The following is a 17,765-nucleotide window of genomic DNA, read 5'->3' on the forward strand; positions in this document are numbered from 1 at the left end:
CTACCATCTGGTTGTAATAAGCTCAGATAAAGGCATGATAGATCTAGGACTGATATTCAAGAGGGATGTGGTCTGCTTGCCCCGTTCGTACACACGCTATGACCTATAGCCTTTCCGAACGCGCTCAAGCTGTGCCATTAGGATCGAGGTACGAAAGGCCTTGGATCAAATATCCGAGACGCGATTCTGCGATGGTCGCGATCGGCCGATCCTTGAAACAAAAACGGCGGGGCTTTCGCCTCGCCGCTGGTCGCATCACAGAGGTGGAGGCTCAGCGAGCCGCGCCGCCCGAGGTCTGACCGTACTGCTGGACGGGGAAGCTCGGCTGGTTGGCGTTGCCCTCCTGGGCCGAGTCGTGGCCACGCACGGTGCGGATCGATCCGGTCGTGATCGCGTCGTAGCTGCGGCCCTCGAGTCCACCGGGCGCCGTCACGGTGGGGATGCCGGCGGGAGCGGTGTAACTCTGGGCCAGGGCGGGCGAAGCCATCGCGCCGACGCTCAGGACGACAGCAGCAACGGCAGAAGCAAGACGCATGTTCATGGCACAATCCACTTGGGTTTGCGCGGTCTCCGTCAAATGGCGGCGGGCCGTGACTTGTTCGGTGACCTTGATTTAGGCCTGCCTCGTCTGGAATGTCGTGCCGTTTGGCACTCAGGTATCGGACCCACCCTTCGGCCTCGGGAGTACGCCGTCATGATCCGCCCACGAACGACCGTGCCGTCCTCCGCCGCACCGCACAGTCCGGCGGCGCCGCCTGCGCCCCCATGGCAGGAGGCCATCGTACCGATCGTGAAGGCCTTGCTGGATCTCGTCGCAGCGGTCGAGAGCGGCCCGACGGCCGGACCCGCGGTGAAGGCCTTCCAGGCCGCGATCCGGCGGAAGGGCGAGGACGCCTCGGCAGCCGGCGGCCCCGAAGCCATGGAGGCCGCGCTGCGCTGCGTCGCCGATGCCGCTCGGGACCGTGCCGCGCGACGCGAGCACATCATCGACGAGGCCTGGGCGGGCTTGACCGGCTGGCGGCCCGACGGTCGCTAGCGCGGAGGCCCGCAGTCGCCGTCGGAGAATCGCCACGGGCGGTCGTCCGGGTCGCCTCCACGGCGGCCATAGCCTGCTCCGTCGCCGTACGGCCGTCCCTCGTCGAACCGGCGAGGTCCGCATGCCGGGACGCTCGGCGCCGACTCCCTCGTGGGCCGGACAGGCCACCGGCACCGGCCGGCGTCATCCGGCGTGAACCGTCAGAACGACTGAAGCCCGGCGGAGGGGTCGCGGGTTCTCTCGATCGCGGCCTGGATGAGATCCCGAAGCAGGTCGGGCGCGAGCTCCGGATCGTCCTGCGGGATGTCGGCCGCTTCCGAGGCCGACGTCAGACGCTTCAGGACGAGCCCGACGCGTTCTTCGACATGCCCGTTGAAGAAGGGATCGCTCCGGACGTGCTCGCTGATCCAGTCGCGAACGAAATTCGATGGGTTCTCAGCCATGATATGCCTTTGCTGGGCCGAGGGCGGCCCATGAGAGATCGAGGCCGGGCTCGGCGGAGCGTGCACGACCTCCGCTCAGACCGTCGACATTGCGTGGGATTGGAAGAACCGGAGCATCTCACGGCTGGCATCCGGGCCGGCCGGGTCCGTGTAGGAGCCCGCAGGGTTGCCACCCGCCCAGGCGTGACCGCCTCCGTGGAGGACCCATTGTTCCGAGGTCCAGGGGCCGTCGGGCGCCGTCAGGATCGTCCGTGTGTAGGCCATGCCGCCCTCCGATCGCCCCGTGATGGTGCTGGTCTTGAACGGGACGTCCGGCCGAGCCTGCGCCATGGCCTGATCGCCGTTGACGGGCGACACGGTCCTGTCGTTGTCCCCATGGAAGACGATGGTCGGCACTTCATGCGCGAGACGGTGCAGCGCAGGCAGGGCTCCCCGGCGCATCGTCGAGAATGCGGTCGCCATCGACCCCGCCGATCCGCCTGCCAGACCGGAATGAATACCGACCGCCGCGTAAAGGTCCGGATAGGCGAGAGCCATCACGGCCGCCGCGGCGCCTCCCGAAGAGAGACCCGCGACGTAGACCCGTCCGGGGTCGACGCTGAATTCGCTCATGACCTGATGGGTAAGTCCCGCCAGAATGGAGGGCTCACCCCGGTCGCGCTGCTGGTCGCCGTCCCTGAACCAGTTCCAGCTCTTGGCCATGTTGGCGGATCTGGGCTGATCCGGATAGGCGACGAGGAAGCCGTGTTCCTCGGCGAGATGATCCATCCGTGTTCCGATGGCGAAGTCGCGCGACGTCTGCGAGCAGCCATGCAGCATCACCACGAGGGGAAGGGCCGCTTCGCCATAGCTCGATGGCACGAACAGGTCATAGGCCCGGCTGCCGGCCTCGTTGCCGAACCGCCGCTGCAGCGCCTGCGGCCAGTCGATGGCCCGCTCACGGGTCATCGTTGGGGCCGTGCCGAGATATCCGGTCATGAGAATGCTTTCGCCGGCCAGGCCGCGTGAGGTGGTTCCGGGTCGACTACGGCAGGGCGCCGATCATGCCCTTGGCCTCGCTCATGGTGTTCTCGCAGGCGCGTTGCTGGCCCTGGCGATCCTCGCCGGATGCGCGCGCGATCAGGATGCGGGCTTCAGCGATGTGAGAGGCTGTCGAGAGGGTCTCGGGATCGGTCGGTGCATCGAGACGAACGGCACTGATGCCGCGCGGCGAACCCGTGCGAAGGGTGTGACCTTCCTGGAGGCCCGTGATCTGGATGGCTCCGGCACTGTCGAGCCGACGCTCGATCGTGCCGATCTGCTCCCCGCATGAAGAAGCGAGCGCCGGAAGCGGTGCGAGGGCAACGAAGGAAGCGAGGAGGGCGATCACGCGCATCGGGAGGACCTTTCGGGGTCGGCGCAGCATCGTGGGCGTCGCTCGGCGAGCGAACCGTCGATGCCGTCCCTCACCCGTCGATGCGAGGGTAGCGCCCCATCAACGAGCCACAACAACGTATGTTGCGGCGCAACAGGAAACGCAGGTCAGATGCGCGTTTGCCCGTGTGACGTCGAGGGAACGGCCGGAATCCACCCTGAGCAGGTCCCGGCCCCCTGCCTGGCAACGAAAGACCTTTTTCGATCTTCGGCATGACGCGCACGGGACTGGCCGACGACGCGCCGTCTCCCGATCGATGTCGCGCCCTCCGAAGGGCCATCTCGCCCGTCGGTTCTGCGGCTCCTCCGGACCCGGAGGACCAAATCAGCCTTCCCTCTCGGCTTTCTCCTTGGCCAGCCGCAACGCCTTGAGGCGTACCGTTTTGTCCTCGGTGGCCTGCTGGGTCGCGTCGTAGTCAGCGCGGGCCTCGCCCCCGGCGCGCGCCTTTTCCAGGTGCTTTGCAACCTTCGTTTCGCGACGATCCCGGGCGCCGCTGTCGTCGCTCGTCATGATGCTCTGCCTTCCAGCTGGTTCTCGATCGGGACGGGGCTACCGGTGACTGAACCCCGCCGGGCACGCGACCCGGCATGCCTGGCTGCGCTTGCCCTTCGGGACGAGGCGTTCGCCGGCATCAGGGCAGATCACCGCCGCAAGATAGACCCTGAAACCACGACGGCCCCCCAGTCGCCGAACTGGAGGGCCGTGAAAATCGCGTGGCTGTGAGGCAAGGTCACGGCCTTCGACAAGGCATACCGCGCCCTCGGGTGTCAAGGGAGAACACCGAGCCTCCCGTCGGGACATCGCGCCTGGACCCGATGGCGGCCCGCGAGGGACCGAGGCGGCCGCGCGAACGCTCGCGCAGCTGGAAGAGGCGTCGCGTCAGGTCCGGCAGAGGCACGGGGTCACGCCCCTTGAGCGTCCCCGAGGCCCGGATCCTGGCCGAAACGCCCCCACGGGCCTGAAGCGGGCACATCCGGCCGGGCGATGAAGCAAACGAGATCCGCCCGGATCATTCGGGAGATTCGGAGGTTGGCTGAGTGAGACCCTTTTCAAAATCTGCGGAGAAACCCCCGATGAAAGCCCTCACATGGCAGAGCAGGGGTAAAATCTCCTGCGAGACCGTCCCCGATCCCAAGATCGAGCATGGCCGCGACGTCATCATCAAGGTGACCGCTTGCGCGATCTGCGGCTCCGACCTCCACCTCATGGGCGGCTTCATGCCCACGATGGAGTGTGGCGACGTCCTCGGCCACGAGACCATGGGCGAGGTCATCGAGGTCGGACGCGACAACCAGAAGCTCAAGGTCGGCGACCGCATCGTGGTGCCCTTCACCATCTGCTGCGGCGAGTGTCGGCAGTGCAAATGGGGCAACTGGAGCTGCTGCGAGCGCACCAACCCGAACGGCAAGCTGCAGGCGGAAACCTACGGCTATCCGCTCGCCGGCCTGTTCGGGTTCTCGCACATCACGGGGGGCTTCGCCGGTGGGCAGGCCGAGTACCTGCGGGTGCCCTACGCCGATGTCGGCCCCATCGTGGTGCCGGAGGGGCTCACCGACGAGCAGGTGCTGTTCCTCAGCGACATCTTCCCGACGGCCTACCAGGCCGCCGAGCACTGCGACATCGGCCCGGAAGACACGGTGGCGATCTGGGGCTGCGGTCCGGTCGGCGTGCTCGCGGTCAAGTGCTGCCTGATGCTGGGCGCCAAGCGCGTCATTGCCATCGACAGCGTCCCCGAGCGCCTGGCTCTCGCGCGGCAGGCGGGTGCCGAGACCATCGATCTGGCCACCGAGAACATCCAGGACACGCTCATGGAGATGACCCACGGCCTGGGTCCCGACTCGGTCATCGAGGCGGTCGGCATGGAGTCCCACGGCGCCGACACGACGCTGCAGAAGGTCTCCTCCGCCATCATGGAGCACACCGTCAGCCTGGAGCGCCCCTTCGCGCTGAACCAGGCGATCCTGGCCTGCCGTCCCGGCGGCAACGTCTCGATGCCGGGCGTCTTCGCCGGTCCGGTCGGTCCCGTCGCCCTGGGCGTCCTGATGAACAAGGGGCTGACCCTGAAGACAGGCCAGACTCACATGGTGCGCTACATGAAACCGCTGATGGAGCGCATCCAGAACGGTGACATCGATCCGTCCTTCATCATCAGCCATCGCTCCAGCAACCTGGAGGACGGCCCGGCCCTGTACGAGATGTTCCGGGACAAGAAGGACAACTGCACCAAGGTCGTGTTCAAGCCGCACGGTTGAGCAGCCATCGACGGGGCCGGAGCGCCGACGCCATGCGTGCCGGTCCCGAACCAATAAGAACAAGCGGAAGGAAACCGAATGCCGAACTCCACCTTCGATGAGCGCAACATCACGTGGCGGACGTTGGATTGGCTCCCGCACATCGCGTTTTTCGTCTACAAAGTCGACGAGGAGAACCGCATCGTCGACGTCGTGTTCAAGTTCGCGGCGAACCAGCGGGTGATGCTCCATCGGCACAAGTGCCCCTACGTCACCCTCGTGATGCAGGGCGAGCTTCGGTTCTACGGTGAGACTGGCGAGCCGAAAGAAGTTCGCCCCACCGGCAGCTTCGTCTCCGGCGCAGCGAACGGCGAACCGCACATGGAAGGCGGCGGCGATCAGGACGCCATCGTGTTTTTCAGCAACCGCAACATCGAGGACGCGCTCTACGAGTTCCTCGATGAGAGCGGAAACCCGGTCCAGGTCCTTGGTATCGCGGACTTCAAGGCTCAGCTCGAAGACCAGATTGCGACGGGAACGTTTGCGAAGGTCGCGGCCCGAGCGGCGTAGACGTCTCCCCCGTGAAGGGTCCGGCGCTGCGGTCGAGGGGCCAGCGGACAGGCTGCCCATATGGATGGCGTGGCCTGTCCTGCAGCGGGCCGAGAAATCATGCGGGCGAGCGGCTGGCCCGAGGTGTCGGCCTTGCGCGCCTTGGTGCCAACCAGGGTGCGCCTGGTGTTTGGCCGAGCGGGGCTATCGGCTGAGAACGTCGAAGCGTGGGGCCGCGGCGTTCGCGAGGCGGATCCACCGCATCCCCATCGGAGGGGCCGATCCGGGAATCTCGTAGCGCCTGCGCGCTCGGAAGGCCGGTGCGGTGACGGGCCTGTTCAGCGATGCGGCCGACCTGCTTCGGGCCGCAGGCGATGCGGCGGTGGATTCCGGCGGAGGGACCGACACGCCGCGGAGGCCTTCGCTGTGCGGATGGCACATTCCGACGGTCGGCAACGGACGGGGCAGACCTTTATGGACAAGGCCTTTATCGACCAGGCCATCATCGTCATGGCATGGGCGGGGCTGCCGCAATGGAGCCGGTGACCGCAGGCCGCCAGACACCTTTCACGAGGGGGATCGGCGCCGGCACGCCAGGAAGACACGCGCGCCGGATGCGAAGCTCGAACAGCTTCGCGGTCAGCTCGAAGAATTCCTTCTCTTCCTGCACCACATCGCAGGAAACCTCGATCGCATCCAAGATATCGCGGATAAGCTGGGAAATTTCTCCTTCACTTTTTTCAATTTGGCGATCCAAGTCCCAGGCCCGATCTGCGTTGTTCATGCTGATCTCCCATGCCTCGCCAATCGATCAACGTCGAGCCAAATCACCCCACTGTTCGCGTGAGCGTTTCACAGTTTTTGGACGGAAGGAACTGCAATTTTTGCAGATCAGCAAAGTGGGTGAACAGCGGCTGACACTGAAACATAGATCAATTTTGAGGCGCAGAGATGATCTGCCGTGGATAGTGCCTCAAGATGCAGCCGACGAGCACTTGCTCAACTCGGTGATGTATCGTTCGCGACATACACCTGACACGTAAGCGGCGCGGCTTTCGCCCCGCCACTGACCGTCCGAGATCCTGCAAGGGGCCGCTCGAGCCGACAGGCCAATCGTTAAAGAGGACCCGCTCCGGTCAAGAGTCGGCGCGGATCACCGAAGGCAGATCGGTGGGTTCGAGCCGTTACAGGCCCAGGAAGGCGTTGGCCGAGCCGACGATGGTGAAGACGAGCCCACCCGCGAAGACGGCGATCATGGCGTAGGAGAAGCCTCTCAGCAGCATGCCGGTGTCCCCCCTTCCCGCGATCAGCAGCGGTTCCCGCCCGAGGTCTGGCCGTATTGCTGGGTGGGGAAGTTCTGCTGGTTGGCGTTGCCCTCGGCGGCCGAGCTCATCGCACAACGATCGGGATTGCGCGGCGGCGCGAAGCGGCGGCCGTCCAGAGATCCGGTGGTCTCAACGTCGTAGGGCGCGAACGTGGTGTAACGAGAGGGGCTGTCGTAAGCGATCGCGGACGAAATCGAGGCAACGCCAATGACAAGGGCGGCGGCGAGGGCGGCGATACGGATCTTCATTGAGACCGACGCGCGCCTTTACAGCACGAACCAAGTCACCGGATCATTTCTATTTGTCTGAAAGAAATGTAGGGAGCCCTTGTCATTCTCGACGTGCCAGGAGACACGTGATGCGCCGGATGAAACACGGATGAGGGACATCTGGTTTCGGCTCTTGTGGTACGGACCGTGAAAAAGATTGTCTAAAGGCCTGCTTTCGAACAAGGTAGACCAGCGCCGGTGTTCGGGCCGATCGTGGTTCAGGTGGCAGGGCTGGCGGAAGTCCGCGAGGTTTCCAGGCCCTTGGTTCGCCGTGTCGTGATCGCGATGCCCGGTGGCCAAGACCCCGCGCGTGGTTCGGACGGTATCCGACGCGCATGTGGGATCGCGATCCCGGTCCGTCTCATCCACCATGAGACTGCGGTTCTATTTTCCCGACAGAAACGAGGCGTCTCGACGTTGCTCGAACCACGCCTCGCGAGGATGCCGGGAAAACGACCGCATCCGAGACACGTCAATAAATAAGACCAATGCCTGACTCGGACGGCTTGCAAACGCTCGCTGGCTGCAGACGGAACGTCAGGACCTAGCATTCCCGAAATCGACCGGCATGCTGTGCGACGATCACATTGCAATGATGTCGGGGATTGTGTTCTAAGCTACGGCGCAACCTTTCCGGTCGAGGCTGCTTAGGTCGACATACTGAGCGCGGGGCATGGCCCAGGAGGGCACATGCTCAATCCGTTCATCCAGAAGCTCGGACGCCGCTTTGCACTCTCCGAGTCTGACGAGCAGGCTCTCAGGAGCGCGAGCGCACACCTTCGTGGGGTTCACGCCCGCACCACCCTCATCTCGGAGGGGGACGTGCCGGATCACGTCCACCTCATCCAGAGTGGGTTTGCCTGCCGCTACAAGGTTCTTCCCGGCGGCGGACGGTCGATCGTCGCCTTTCTGATCCCCGGAGACTTCTGCGACCTGAACGTCTCGATCCTCGGCGCGATGGACCACTGCATCGGAACGATCAGTTCCTGCGACGTGGTGCGGATCCCTCGCTCGGTCGTGAACGATCTCACCGCACGTCACCCGGCCTTGAACCGCGCCCTGCAGTGGGCTGGCCTGGTCGACGAGGCGATCCTCCGGGAGTGGCTGGTTTGCATGGGTCGGCGTTCGGCCGACCGGCAAGTCGCGCATCTGTTCTGTGAGCTCCTGATCCGTCTGCAGACGGTCGGGCTCGCCACGGACAACAGCTACCCGTTCCCTCTCACCCAGCTCGACCTCGGTGATGCCATGGGGCTCTCGAACGTGCACATCAACCGTGTGCTGCAGGAGTTGCGGGGCCTGGGGCTGGTCATCATCAAGGAGCGGCGGGTGACCCTACCGAACGTTGCCGCCATCCAGGGCTATGCGGGCTTCAATCCGAACTACCTTCACCTGCACCCGAAGGCCCCCCCCGCACCCGGCGTTGTAGGGCGTCAGCGGCATCCTCAGGGACAAGACGTCACACCCATTTGTTAAATCTTTGGTCGGGCGCGTGGCCTATGCTGCACCGTATCGCGGCCATGTTGTCCCGGCCTTCCGCGCCTGTGAGACCCCGTGTGCTCCCGCCTGCTGCGCGTGGAGAACGCCGTGCCTCGCTACTTCTTCGATATTCACGACGGCAAGACGACGCGCGATGACGAGGGCATGGACCTTCGCGGCCCTGAGGAGGCAGCTCAGTATGCCAAATCGGTCCTGCCGGGGATCGTCGCACACGAGGTCCCCAAGGATGGCGAACACCAGGCCTTCTCGGTGCTCGTGACGGACGAGGACGGGCATCCGATCTACTCGGCCGCCATGACCTACACGGGCACCTGGCTGATCCGATGAACAGGGTCTCGCACGCCGAGTGAAACGCCGTGCCACGCCGCAGCGGTGTACGACGCCCACGGCGATCCGGTGCTGAAGGAGCCCGTTTTCGCCTCCAGGCGACGCGGAACAAGGCATGAGCCCTTGCCGAGGTCGGCCGCCGACCTGGGGGACAGCCTGCGGCGCGTTCATCCGATCGGATCGCTCCATCCCTCTCGATCTGCGCCGAGGGACAGTCGCGGCCGCGCATCCTGTCGCAGAAACATCAGTCGATCATCCAGCCTCCCCGACAGAGAAATTTGAAACAAACAACACCGGCATCGTATCGCGTTCGTCATGCATGACCTTGCACGCGAAACGCCGCCCGTCCGCCTGTGTTGGTGGAGTGAAGCGCTGCGGTCTCGCGCATCGGGTGCTGAGACGAAGCATTGATTGAACCACGCAGCAAACGCCGGCGTCGACTTGATCTTTCGTTTGGCAGAGTCTCTATTTCTTCTTTCAGCCCGCGCTGGCAATCGCTTTAGAACTCTCCGGCCAACCCCGCGCGGACACCCTGCTGATTGGCCTGGCTGTAGCTGTAGCCGGCCGTCAGCGCGATCGGGATCGTGGTATCCAGCCGATGCGCCAGCCCGACTCCTCCGGCCCACTCGCCCCGGAACGTGGCGCCGTTGAGCGTCCAGCTTGTCTTGCCGGGCTGCGACGGCATGGAGGCCGAGGTCATCGCCATGGCGGCAGCGATGCCTTGGCGCGCTTCGCGCCGCGTTGCCGTGGCGTACTGGCCGATGCCGTTGATCTGCGCCCCCAGGGTCTCAACCTGGTTCGCCAAGCCTGCGATATGGCCAGGTCCATAGTCGGAGGTCGCCAGGTTGCCGGCGGCATCGGCGGTCACGAACGCGGTGGCGCCCGTCTGGACCGCCCTGCTCTGCGAAGAGCCGACCCCGGCCAAGGTGTAGCTGCTGCGCTGCGAGCCGATGGCGATCTGATTGGCCCGAGCCGTGGCGACACCCGCACCGATCGCGATGGCATTGTCCTGCTTCGCCACGGCCCCCCGTCCCAGGGCGATCGCGTCGGAGCCTTGCGCGCTCGCATTCATCCCGACGGCCGTGGCGCCCGCGCCAGCGGCATTTGCCGAGCGGCCAAGGGCCGTGCTGTTCTCCGCCGTCGCGCTGGCGAAGGCACCGAAGGCCGAGGCTTCGTTCCCGCTGGCCAGCGTGTTGTAGCCGACGGCCGTGGTCGGGTCCGCGATCGCCCGTGCCCCGTAGCCGATGGCCGTCGATCCATCCCAGGTCGCCTGAGCCGCCGTGCCGATGGCGGTGGTCGCGGCAGCCATCGCCTGGCTGCCTTGTCCGAAGGCTGCGCTGTCGGCGCCGCTGGCGAGGCTGCTCGCACCGACGGCCGTCGTCCGGTCCCCTGCCGCCGCGCTGTCATGGCCGATGCTGGTCGTGCCTTCGCCCCGTGAGGTGGTCATGGAGCCCACGGCAACGCTCGCGACCCCCACGGCCATGGCCCCGTAACCGCTGGCATAGGCATCGGCGCCGGAGGCGACCGGCTTGACCGCGCCACGGGTGTTGTTCGACCGGACCGGGAAGTCCTGAAGCTTGGCTTCGACGGCCTGCGCCGTCGTGTTGAGCTGGCCAAGGTTGACCGCATCACCCGCGGCCTTGCCGTCGGCGACGCCGCTGACCTGCCGCGGCCCCTCCGTGCCGGACACGCTGACGACGATTCCACCGGCCTGTGCCGCGACGGTGACGGCTCCCCCCGAGCCCGTCGGCGACAGGCTCACCGAACCGCCGGAGGTGCTGGATTGGAGAGAGGCCATCTGCTGCGCCACCGCCCCGATGTCCGTGGCGTTGCGGGCCAAAGCCGTATCGACGGCGCTGAGGGCGCTGCCGACATCGGTGTAGGTGCTGCCGCGAATGCTGTAGCTCGGCCGGGTCCAGCCACCGACGGCATCGAAGCGCGCCCCGCCCCCCAGCATGCCGGCAAGCTGGGTGTTCGTGGCAAAGAGCTGCCCGCCGTTGATCGCATCGGTGGAACCGCTGCCGAGGCCGCCCCCGGCGACATTGACGATGCGCCGCTCGGCGCCGACGCGTCCGATCGAGAGCGTGTCCGCCTGATCCGCAAGCGCGCCGTTGCCCAGCGCAACGGCGCGCGCTGCCGTGACCGTCGCCCCCTGGCCGAGCGCGAGGGCATCACGGGCCGTCACGGACGGCGCCGCGAGGCCGGACGGGTTGCTCGTGGCCAGCGGCAGATCGCCGATGCGGGCGCCGACCCCCGTCACCGCCGCATCCAGCTGGGCGAGCGTGACGGCATCGTTGCCGGCGGTTCCCGCGGCCAGCCCCCTCAGCGTCCGGGTGCCCTGCGAACCCGTGAGATCGACGACGTTGCCGCCCGTCCCTGCGGCCACCGTGATGCCGCCGCTGGCCCCGTGCTGTTGCACGAGACCGATCGCGCCATCGTCCAGGCTGCCGCGCAGGGCGGTCAGCGACGTCGAGAGCGCGCTCACCTGCTGGTTCGTGCTGTAGAGCTGGCCGCCATTGACCGCGTCGGTCGACCCCGAGGCGAGCGTGCCGCCGGCCAGGTTCACGATGCGGCGCTCGGCTCCGGGAGCACCGACCGAGACCGTATCCGCCTGCGTCGCGACCGAGCCGCTGCCGAGCGCCACCGAGCGCGCCGCGCCCGCCGCGGCACCGTAGCCCAGTGCAACCGCATCGCCCCCGGTCGCCGCGGCGATCGGCAGACCGGACTGGCCGTTGATGGCGACGCCTGGGGAACTTCCCGTGCTCACGTTCGTCAGGGCCGCGCTGAGCTGGCCGACATTGACGGCATCGTTGGCGCTCAGGCCGGCGGCCACACCGGTGACGCGCCGATCGCCCGCACGCCCCGACAGGCTGATCTGGGTCCCGTTCGTGGTCGCACCGACGCTGAGATCACGGCTCGCCGGATCCTGCTGAACGAGTCCGAGGGTGCCGTCGGCGAGGCCGGTCTGCAGGCTGGAGAGCCCCGCCGACACGCCCGTCAGATGGGTCGTGTTCGCGGTCACCTGCCCCTGGAGGTTCGTGACCGTGATGGCATTGGCCGCGCCGGCGCGCTGGAGGGCCGCGATCCCGGTGCTGTTTCCCTCCGTTCGGGCATCGAGGGCGCCGATGGCGCCCGAGACGGTGCCATAGCCGAGCCCGGCCACCGTGAAGGTCGGACCCGTGAAGGTTCCGGTGGCCGGATCGAAGGCCGCGCCCCCACCCAGAGCTTGACCGACGCCCGTCAGGCCTCCCTGCACGCCCGTGAGCCGTCCGGTGGTCGCCGCCAGGGCTTCGTTCGTGGCATGGAGCTGCCGTCCGGTGACGGCGTCGCTCGAGGCGGCCGTCAACGCCCCATCGCTGACGTTGACGATGCGGCGGGTCGCTCCGGCCGCGCCGACGGACAGGGTATCGGCGCCATCGGCAATCGAGCCGGCGCCGAGGGCGATGCTGCGCGCGCCCGTGGCCTGTGCGCCGTAGCCGACACCGACCGCGTCACGGCCCGTCGCCAGCGGCAGGGCGCCACCCGAGAGATTGTCGCTCGCGAGCGCCGGCGCTCCACCCCCACCGAGGCCGGCCACGAGGGTATTGAGCTGAGCCAGATTGACGGCGTCATTGGCGCCCGTTGCAGCGGCCACGCCGGTCACACGGCGATCGGCACCCCGCCCCCCGACGCTGACGAGGCTCCCGCCGGTATCGCCGGCAACCGTGACGGTTCCTGCGGCACCGGTCTGCTGGACGAGGCCGACGCTGCCGTTGGCCAGCCCGATCTGCAGGTTGGCGAGGCTGTTCGCGGTGCTGGCGACGCCGTTCGCGTTCGTCGTGGTTTGGGCCTGAAGCGTGTTCAGGTTCGCTGTGGCGCTGGCGATCTCGCTCGTCTGGGCATTCACCTGGCCCTGGAGACCGGCGAGACCCACCGTGTTGCCCGCAACCGCCTGGTTCGTCGCGTGGAGCTGCCCACCGTTGATGGCGTCCGTCGAGTTGGCCGCGACGGTGCCGGCCGCCATGCCCGAGACCTGACGGGGTCCCGAGGTCCCGGCCAGGCTGATCCGGCCCCCATCGGTGCCACTGCCGACCGAGATGTCGCGGGTGATCGCGTTCTGCTGGACGAGACCGATCGTTCCCGTCTGGACGCCGACGCGCAGGCTGGTGAGGTCGCCGGCCGTGTTCGTGAGGGACGTCGCCGTCGTGCCCAGCTGCCCCTGCAAGGTCCCCAGCGAGGCATTGAGGGTGGCGACCGTACTCGTGAGCTGGCCCTGCACGCTGGTGATGGCCGCGGTGTTGCCCGCAAGAGCCTGGTTCGCGGCGTTGAGCTGCGCGCCGTTCACCGCATCGGTCGAGCCCGCACTCACGGACCCCGACGCGACACCGCTGAGCTGGCGCGCACCGAGGGTTCCGGCGATGCTCACGCGCGTGCCATCCGTCGCAGCGCCCAGGGTCAGGGTGCGGCTGGTCGGATCCTGGCTGAGGAGCCCCAGGGAACTGCTGCCCACGACGGTCTGCAGGCTGGCGAGGCCGGCGCTGTTCGATGCCAGTTGCTGGTTGGTGGCGTAGAGTTGCGCCCCGTTGACGGCATCCGTCGAACCATTGGCGACGAGACCGGGCGCCAAGCCATGGATTCCGACGGCGCCGAGCATGCCGCCCTTGCTGAGATCGATCGAGGCGGTCGCCGCGCCGCCGCTTCCCGGGACGTACTGGACCGAAAGGGTGTCGAGCGCCCCGAGCGCCCCGCCGACGGATGCGTGCGAGGTCCCGCCGATGCTGTAGCTCGGAGCCTGATAGCTGCCCGTGACCGGATCGAAGCCGGCGCCGCCGCCCAGGGATGACGCGAGGGTCTGGCCGGACGCGCGCAGCTGGGTGAGATTGACGGCATCGTTGCCGTTGAGCCCGGCACTCACGCCCGTCACCCGACGGTCTCCGCTCACCCCCGAGAGGCTCAGCAGCGTCCCGTCGGTCCCCTTGCCGATCGTCACCGTGCGCGTGACGGCATCCTGCTGGACATAGCTGGGCAGGCCCGTGACCTGGTTCTGCAGGCTCTGCAGACCGGCAGCCGTGCTGGTGATCGCCGCGGTGTTGCCGGCCACCCGAAGGTCGAGCGCGCCGAGGGCCTCGCCGACGTTGTTGAAGGAACTGCCCTGGACGGTGAAGCTCGGCGCCGTGAAGAGCCCGGTGGTGGCGTCGAACTTGGCGCCCCCTCCGAGTCCGCTGGCGAGATTGCCGCCGACACTGGAGAGCTGCCGCAGATTGACGGCGTCGGTGGGCTTCGTCCCGCCGGCGACGTTGATGATCTGCCGCTCCGCGCCGGCATCGCCGATCGAGACGGCACCGCTGGTGGAGGCGACCGTGGTCCCGCTGAAGCTCTCGACGGCGCCGCCGAGTCCGGGTCGGTTGGCGACGGATCCGCTGCCGAGGGCGACCGCACCTGCCGCGCCGACGGTCGTTCGCGCCCCCAGGGCGAGGGCGGCGACCGCCGTGCTGTGCGCGTCGGTGCCGAGGGCAATGCCATCATCGGCGCTGACGCTCCCGCGCAGACCGATCGCGAGGGCTTGGTTCGCCGTGACGGTGGCGCTCGAGCCCAGCGCGATCGCGTTGGTCTTGCCTGCGGCCGTGACGGAGCCGCTCCCCAGTGCGACCGATGTGACGTCGCCCGCGCTCGCCGCGCTCCCGGTCAGGCTGCCGAGACCGGTGATGCGGCCGCCACCGATCGCCAGGCCCTTGCTGGAATCGAGGGTCAGGCTGGATGCGCTGAGATTGCAGCCCGCGGGACTGTTGGCGCTGATGAGATTGCCGTTGGCGTCGAGGACACCGACGCGCAGGGTCACATCCGACAGGGGTGCGATGACCCCTTGATTGATGTTGTCGACCAGGCCGGTCAGCGTCGTGCCCACCGCACCGAGCAGCCCCCCCGACGCGATCGGCGTGGGGGACGTGAGATGTGGCAATCGAACGCCGAGTCCGGCGCAGACATCGACCAGGGACGTCGACTGCGCCTGCGCAGATGTGGCGCACAGCAGAGCGATCAAGCTTGTCGATGAGAGGACCGACCCTCGCCAAGAGCCGAGAAGTGCGGTCCGAAAGGCACGTTTCGGGCTCGCACAGCCCGAACGATTTGAACTGATCCACATCATCGCCTGAACCATCGACCGTGATATGATCAATGTTAATAACTCAAGTGGTTAATGGAGTTATAATTCGAGGCGGGGGTCTAAACTATTCGTTCCGGCGTCGAAGGGACTGGTAAGTTTGCAACAGGCAGTCGCTTGTCCTTAGCAAATCTTCATCAGAACGATGTGCGCTGCCTACTAGAAGAGCGCGCTTCAAGCATGGCCGTTGACTGATTTGCGCGCCGAGATTGACCGATTTGTATATTCCAGAAACATCCAAAGAGAGCTATGAAATCAGCCAATGACTCCTGGCTATGAAAACTAAATAAACGATGGCAAATATTCGTCTTGATATAGCCAAGCTGTAATCGTATTTCAGATTAAATTCGGATATTTTGTTTTCAGCTGCCATCGAGTCCCGAGAAGTAAAGTCTAACGGATACTCTAACTGAAATATATATCCTAATATCAAAAAAACGTGATCATGACAATTTGTAATAGTACGGCGTGATTGAGCGTTGTCTTGCTGTTTTCCAATAAAATGTATTTATGCATCCGACCCCGCCGGGACCTTCGCTTCCAGTCGCATGTCCAACCCTCTCGTCCAGAAGCTCGAACACCGCTTTGACCTCTCCGGGGCCGACAGGGCCTGCCTGGAGGGGCTGAAAGCCCATATCGTGTCGGTCCGCGCGCGCAGCAGCATCATCCGGCACGGCGATGCGCCGGATCACGCCCACATCATCCACAGTGGGTTTGCCTGCCGCTACAAAGCCCTGGCCGATGGCGGTCGGTTGATCTTGAGCTTCCTCATTCCCGGAGACATCTGCGATTTCAATGCGCAGGTTCTAGGACCGATGGATTATTCGGTTCGCGCCTTGAGCGACTGCGAAATCATCAAAATCCCACTCAAGGACTTCAATGATCTGACCGCGACCAAGCCGAACCTCGATCACGGCTTTCGCTGGATCAGTCTCATAGACGAGAGCATCTTGCGCGAGTGGCTCGTGCTGGCAAAGTGTCGTTCGGCGGAAAAACAAGTCGCTCATCTGTTCTGTGAATTGCTCGCCCGCCTCGGGGCGGTCGGTCTCACGGAAGGCGATAGATATGGTCTTCCTTTGACGCAAGCCGATATCGGTGACGCAACCGGTCTTTCGACGGTCCATGTCAATCGCATGCTTCAGAGACTGAGGGTCGAAAAACTCGTCGAATTCAAAAACAGGCAAGTCGACATATTAAATCTAAAAGCACTTAAAGATTTTGCAGAGTTCGATGACCAATATCTTCATCTTCGACAGAGACTAGCGCTCATATAGGATTGCCTTGTCGCATCGAAATACCTTCTTTTTTCGAAAGACGGCTTATATCCAAATTTTTATGCGGTCCTTTCAGCGTGGAGGACAATTTCGCATCCAGCCCTGGCGTAGGCTCCGACGAGACCTATGTGCTCCTACCGGATACATCCGGAGGTCCCAGTGCCCCGATACTTCTTTGACACGCATGATCGTGTGATGACGCGCGATGAAGACGGAACGGAACTTGCCGGTCCTGCCGAGGCAGCCCAGGAGGCGAAGAAGTTACTGCCTCTCATCGCAGCCGGTGCGGTGCCGGCAGATGGAGAACGTCAAGCCTTCACGGTGATGGTGACGGATGAGGAAGGTCGTCCGATCTACTCGGCCGCCTTATCGTATGTCGGAACGTGGCTTGTTCGGTGAGGGATCGCAGCCTGCAGGGCCGAGAAGCGCACCGCAGCGGGCGGTCGCGAGGCGGGTGCCGAACCGAAAGCCAAGGAGCGCAGCACGGCCGACGAGGTGCCCGTCCGCGTAGGGGGTTGGCGCTTCAGGATTGAGGTCGGGATCCGGGATGCCTGTCGGCCAGGCTGAGCAGGTCGCCTTCGCCAATGTAAGGAGGTTGCGGGCGCTGGAGATCATGGCCCATTCGCCCCGAACCTGGGCGAACCCGCGCAGCAGGAACTGCCGGACGCTTCTGGCTTGCTGGATTGGTCCGAAAACCGGCTCGACGACCTGCCTTCTCGGGCGGTCGCGGCTCCGGCGGCCAGCGCGCTTCAGGCGTGCGGCCATGGCGCGGAGAGGTTCGACCCGTTGGCAAAGCCGGCATCGCCCGAGACCTCGCGCGGCTTCCGACCGAGATGAGCGCGGACCGCTTCGACGGCGATCCCGCCGTCGCGGTCCTGAAAGCGTACGGGCCTCGGCGATCGCCGTCGAGCAGGAGCGCCACCATCGTACCGGGATGGTCGGGCGGGTCGCCGCGCTCCTCGGTATGGGTGTCGCGGATGGCCGAGAGGTCGAGGGCTTCTCGCCCCGTGTCGCGCTCGAAATGCGCCCTCGGCCCAGGCGGCACGAACTCAATGCGGCGACGGCGGCAGAAGCCGGCCCTGATCGACATTCCACGCCCGAAGCATCTTGGCCTTGGGCCCCGTGAATCACCGCAAAGCGCAGCCATCGAGAGGATTACTCGGGCAGGCTTCCAGGTGGCAAAACTGTCCGCCTTTGGCCTCTGCCAATTTATCCATCGATGAATGGTCCGAATGCATTTGAGGATCGCCTTTTTCCAAGA

The 17,765-nt window shown here is 65.7% G+C and carries 15 protein-coding genes and 2 pseudogenes; 7 read left to right on the top strand and 10 right to left on the bottom strand.

Annotated features, from left to right (window positions below):
• Positions 1–271: 271 nt before the first annotated feature.
• Positions 272–541, bottom strand: coding sequence for a hypothetical protein (locus ASG51_RS17855; protein ID WP_056382224.1), 270 nt, complete (start codon positions 539–541; stop codon positions 272–274).
• Positions 542–694: 153 nt separating this feature from the next.
• Here ASG51_RS17855 and ASG51_RS17860 point away from each other — a divergent pair, with 153 nt between their 5' ends.
• Complete coding sequence (locus ASG51_RS17860; RefSeq protein WP_082514092.1) at positions 695–1,036, top strand: hypothetical protein; 342 nt, start codon at positions 695–697, stop codon at positions 1,034–1,036.
• Between the two features lie 200 nt (positions 1,037–1,236).
• Here ASG51_RS17860 and ASG51_RS17865 read toward each other — a convergent pair whose 3' ends face one another.
• From ASG51_RS17865 to ASG51_RS17880, 4 genes are all read right to left on the bottom strand, one after another.
• Positions 1,237–1,479, bottom strand: coding sequence for a hypothetical protein (locus tag ASG51_RS17865; RefSeq protein WP_056216251.1), 243 nt, complete (start codon positions 1,477–1,479; stop codon positions 1,237–1,239).
• A gap of 75 nt (positions 1,480–1,554) precedes the next feature.
• Positions 1,555–2,457, bottom strand: a complete 903-nt coding sequence (locus ASG51_RS17870; RefSeq protein ID WP_056382226.1) for a PHB depolymerase family esterase — start codon at positions 2,455–2,457, stop codon at positions 1,555–1,557.
• Between the two features lie 46 nt (positions 2,458–2,503).
• Positions 2,504–2,854, bottom strand: coding sequence for a hypothetical protein (locus tag ASG51_RS17875; protein ID WP_056216247.1), 351 nt, complete (start codon positions 2,852–2,854; stop codon positions 2,504–2,506).
• A 363-nt stretch (positions 2,855–3,217) separates the two neighbouring features.
• On the bottom strand, positions 3,218–3,403 hold the full coding sequence (locus ASG51_RS17880) for a hypothetical protein (RefSeq protein WP_056216245.1): 186 nt from the start codon (positions 3,401–3,403) through the stop codon (positions 3,218–3,220).
• Positions 3,404–3,966: 563 nt separating this feature from the next.
• Here ASG51_RS17880 and ASG51_RS17885 point away from each other — a divergent pair.
• Both ASG51_RS17885 and ASG51_RS17890 read left to right on the top strand, forming a co-directional pair.
• Positions 3,967–5,145: a zinc-dependent alcohol dehydrogenase gene (locus tag ASG51_RS17885; RefSeq protein ID WP_056216243.1), complete on the top strand. Its 1,179-nt coding sequence runs from the start codon at positions 3,967–3,969 to the stop codon at positions 5,143–5,145.
• Positions 5,146–5,223: 78 nt separating this feature from the next.
• Complete coding sequence (locus ASG51_RS17890) at positions 5,224–5,694, top strand: hypothetical protein (RefSeq protein WP_056277575.1); 471 nt, start codon at positions 5,224–5,226, stop codon at positions 5,692–5,694.
• A gap of 487 nt (positions 5,695–6,181) precedes the next feature.
• On the opposite strand, the gene ASG51_RS17895 is transcribed toward ASG51_RS17890, so the two are convergent.
• The 3 genes and pseudogenes from ASG51_RS17895 to ASG51_RS25200 all read right to left on the bottom strand — a co-directional run.
• Entirely contained in the window at positions 6,182–6,457 is a 276-nt protein-coding gene (locus ASG51_RS17895; protein ID WP_156389779.1) for a hypothetical protein, read from the bottom strand.
• A 522-nt stretch (positions 6,458–6,979) separates the two neighbouring features.
• Positions 6,980–7,246, bottom strand: a complete 267-nt coding sequence (locus ASG51_RS17900; protein WP_056277569.1) for a hypothetical protein — start codon at positions 7,244–7,246, stop codon at positions 6,980–6,982.
• Between the two features lie 159 nt (positions 7,247–7,405).
• Positions 7,406–7,588: pseudogene (locus ASG51_RS25200) on the bottom strand (hypothetical protein); the annotation flags it as partial.
• Between the two features lie 369 nt (positions 7,589–7,957).
• On the opposite strand from ASG51_RS25200, the gene ASG51_RS17905 reads away from it, so the two are divergent.
• Together ASG51_RS17905 and ASG51_RS17910 are read left to right on the top strand one after the other, a co-directional pair.
• On the top strand, positions 7,958–8,740 hold the full coding sequence (locus ASG51_RS17905; RefSeq protein WP_056277567.1) for a Crp/Fnr family transcriptional regulator: 783 nt from the start codon (positions 7,958–7,960) through the stop codon (positions 8,738–8,740).
• 78 nt (positions 8,741–8,818) lie between these two features.
• Complete coding sequence (locus ASG51_RS17910) at positions 8,819–9,091, top strand: hypothetical protein (RefSeq protein ID WP_244479885.1); 273 nt, start codon at positions 8,819–8,821, stop codon at positions 9,089–9,091.
• A 499-nt stretch (positions 9,092–9,590) separates the two neighbouring features.
• Here the strand turns inward: ASG51_RS17910 and ASG51_RS17915 are convergent, their stop codons facing one another.
• Complete coding sequence (locus ASG51_RS17915; RefSeq protein WP_162245251.1) at positions 9,591–15,029, bottom strand: hypothetical protein; 5,439 nt, start codon at positions 15,027–15,029, stop codon at positions 9,591–9,593.
• Between the two features lie 749 nt (positions 15,030–15,778).
• On the opposite strand from ASG51_RS17915, the gene ASG51_RS17920 reads away from it, so the two are divergent.
• Together ASG51_RS17920 and ASG51_RS23615 are read left to right on the top strand one after the other, a co-directional pair.
• Positions 15,779–16,504, top strand: a complete 726-nt coding sequence (locus tag ASG51_RS17920) for a Crp/Fnr family transcriptional regulator (RefSeq protein ID WP_056382230.1) — start codon at positions 15,779–15,781, stop codon at positions 16,502–16,504.
• A 195-nt stretch (positions 16,505–16,699) separates the two neighbouring features.
• On the top strand, positions 16,700–16,903 hold the full coding sequence (locus tag ASG51_RS23615; RefSeq protein ID WP_347379760.1) for a hypothetical protein: 204 nt from the start codon (positions 16,700–16,702) through the stop codon (positions 16,901–16,903).
• Positions 16,904–17,077: 174 nt separating this feature from the next.
• On the opposite strand, the pseudogene ASG51_RS23620 reads toward ASG51_RS23615, so the two are convergent.
• Positions 17,078–17,610, bottom strand: a pseudogene (locus ASG51_RS23620) (transposase); the annotation flags it as partial.
• Between the last annotated feature and the right edge of the window lie 155 nt (positions 17,611–17,765).

This window comes from Methylobacterium sp. Leaf465 (assembly GCF_001424705.1).
In the GTDB taxonomy this organism is placed as follows: Bacteria; Pseudomonadota; Alphaproteobacteria; order Rhizobiales; family Beijerinckiaceae; genus Methylobacterium.

Excerpts from the sequence above, each read along its gene's own strand:
- ASG51_RS17855 (WP_056382224.1), bottom strand. The coding sequence starts at position 541 with ATGAACATGCGTCTTGCTTCTGCCGTTGCTGCTGTCGTCCTGAGCGTC.
- ASG51_RS17860 (WP_082514092.1), top strand. The coding sequence starts at position 695 with ATGATCCGCCCACGAACGACCGTGCCGTCCTCCGCCGCACCGCACAGT.
- ASG51_RS17865 (WP_056216251.1), bottom strand. The coding sequence starts at position 1,479 with ATGGCTGAGAACCCATCGAATTTCGTTCGCGACTGGATCAGCGAGCAC.
- ASG51_RS17870 (WP_056382226.1), bottom strand. The coding sequence starts at position 2,457 with ATGACCGGATATCTCGGCACGGCCCCAACGATGACCCGTGAGCGGGCC.
- ASG51_RS17875 (WP_056216247.1), bottom strand. The coding sequence starts at position 2,854 with ATGCGCGTGATCGCCCTCCTCGCTTCCTTCGTTGCCCTCGCACCGCTT.
- ASG51_RS17880 (WP_056216245.1), bottom strand. The coding sequence starts at position 3,403 with ATGACGAGCGACGACAGCGGCGCCCGGGATCGTCGCGAAACGAAGGTT.
- ASG51_RS17885 (WP_056216243.1), top strand. The coding sequence starts at position 3,967 with ATGAAAGCCCTCACATGGCAGAGCAGGGGTAAAATCTCCTGCGAGACC.
- ASG51_RS17890 (WP_056277575.1), top strand. The coding sequence starts at position 5,224 with ATGCCGAACTCCACCTTCGATGAGCGCAACATCACGTGGCGGACGTTG.
- ASG51_RS17895 (WP_156389779.1), bottom strand. The coding sequence starts at position 6,457 with ATGAACAACGCAGATCGGGCCTGGGACTTGGATCGCCAAATTGAAAAA.
- ASG51_RS17900 (WP_056277569.1), bottom strand. The coding sequence starts at position 7,246 with ATGAAGATCCGTATCGCCGCCCTCGCCGCCGCCCTTGTCATTGGCGTT.
- ASG51_RS17905 (WP_056277567.1), top strand. The coding sequence starts at position 7,958 with ATGCTCAATCCGTTCATCCAGAAGCTCGGACGCCGCTTTGCACTCTCC.
- ASG51_RS17920 (WP_056382230.1), top strand. The coding sequence starts at position 15,779 with ATGTCCAACCCTCTCGTCCAGAAGCTCGAACACCGCTTTGACCTCTCC.
- ASG51_RS23615 (WP_347379760.1), top strand. The coding sequence starts at position 16,700 with ATGACGCGCGATGAAGACGGAACGGAACTTGCCGGTCCTGCCGAGGCA.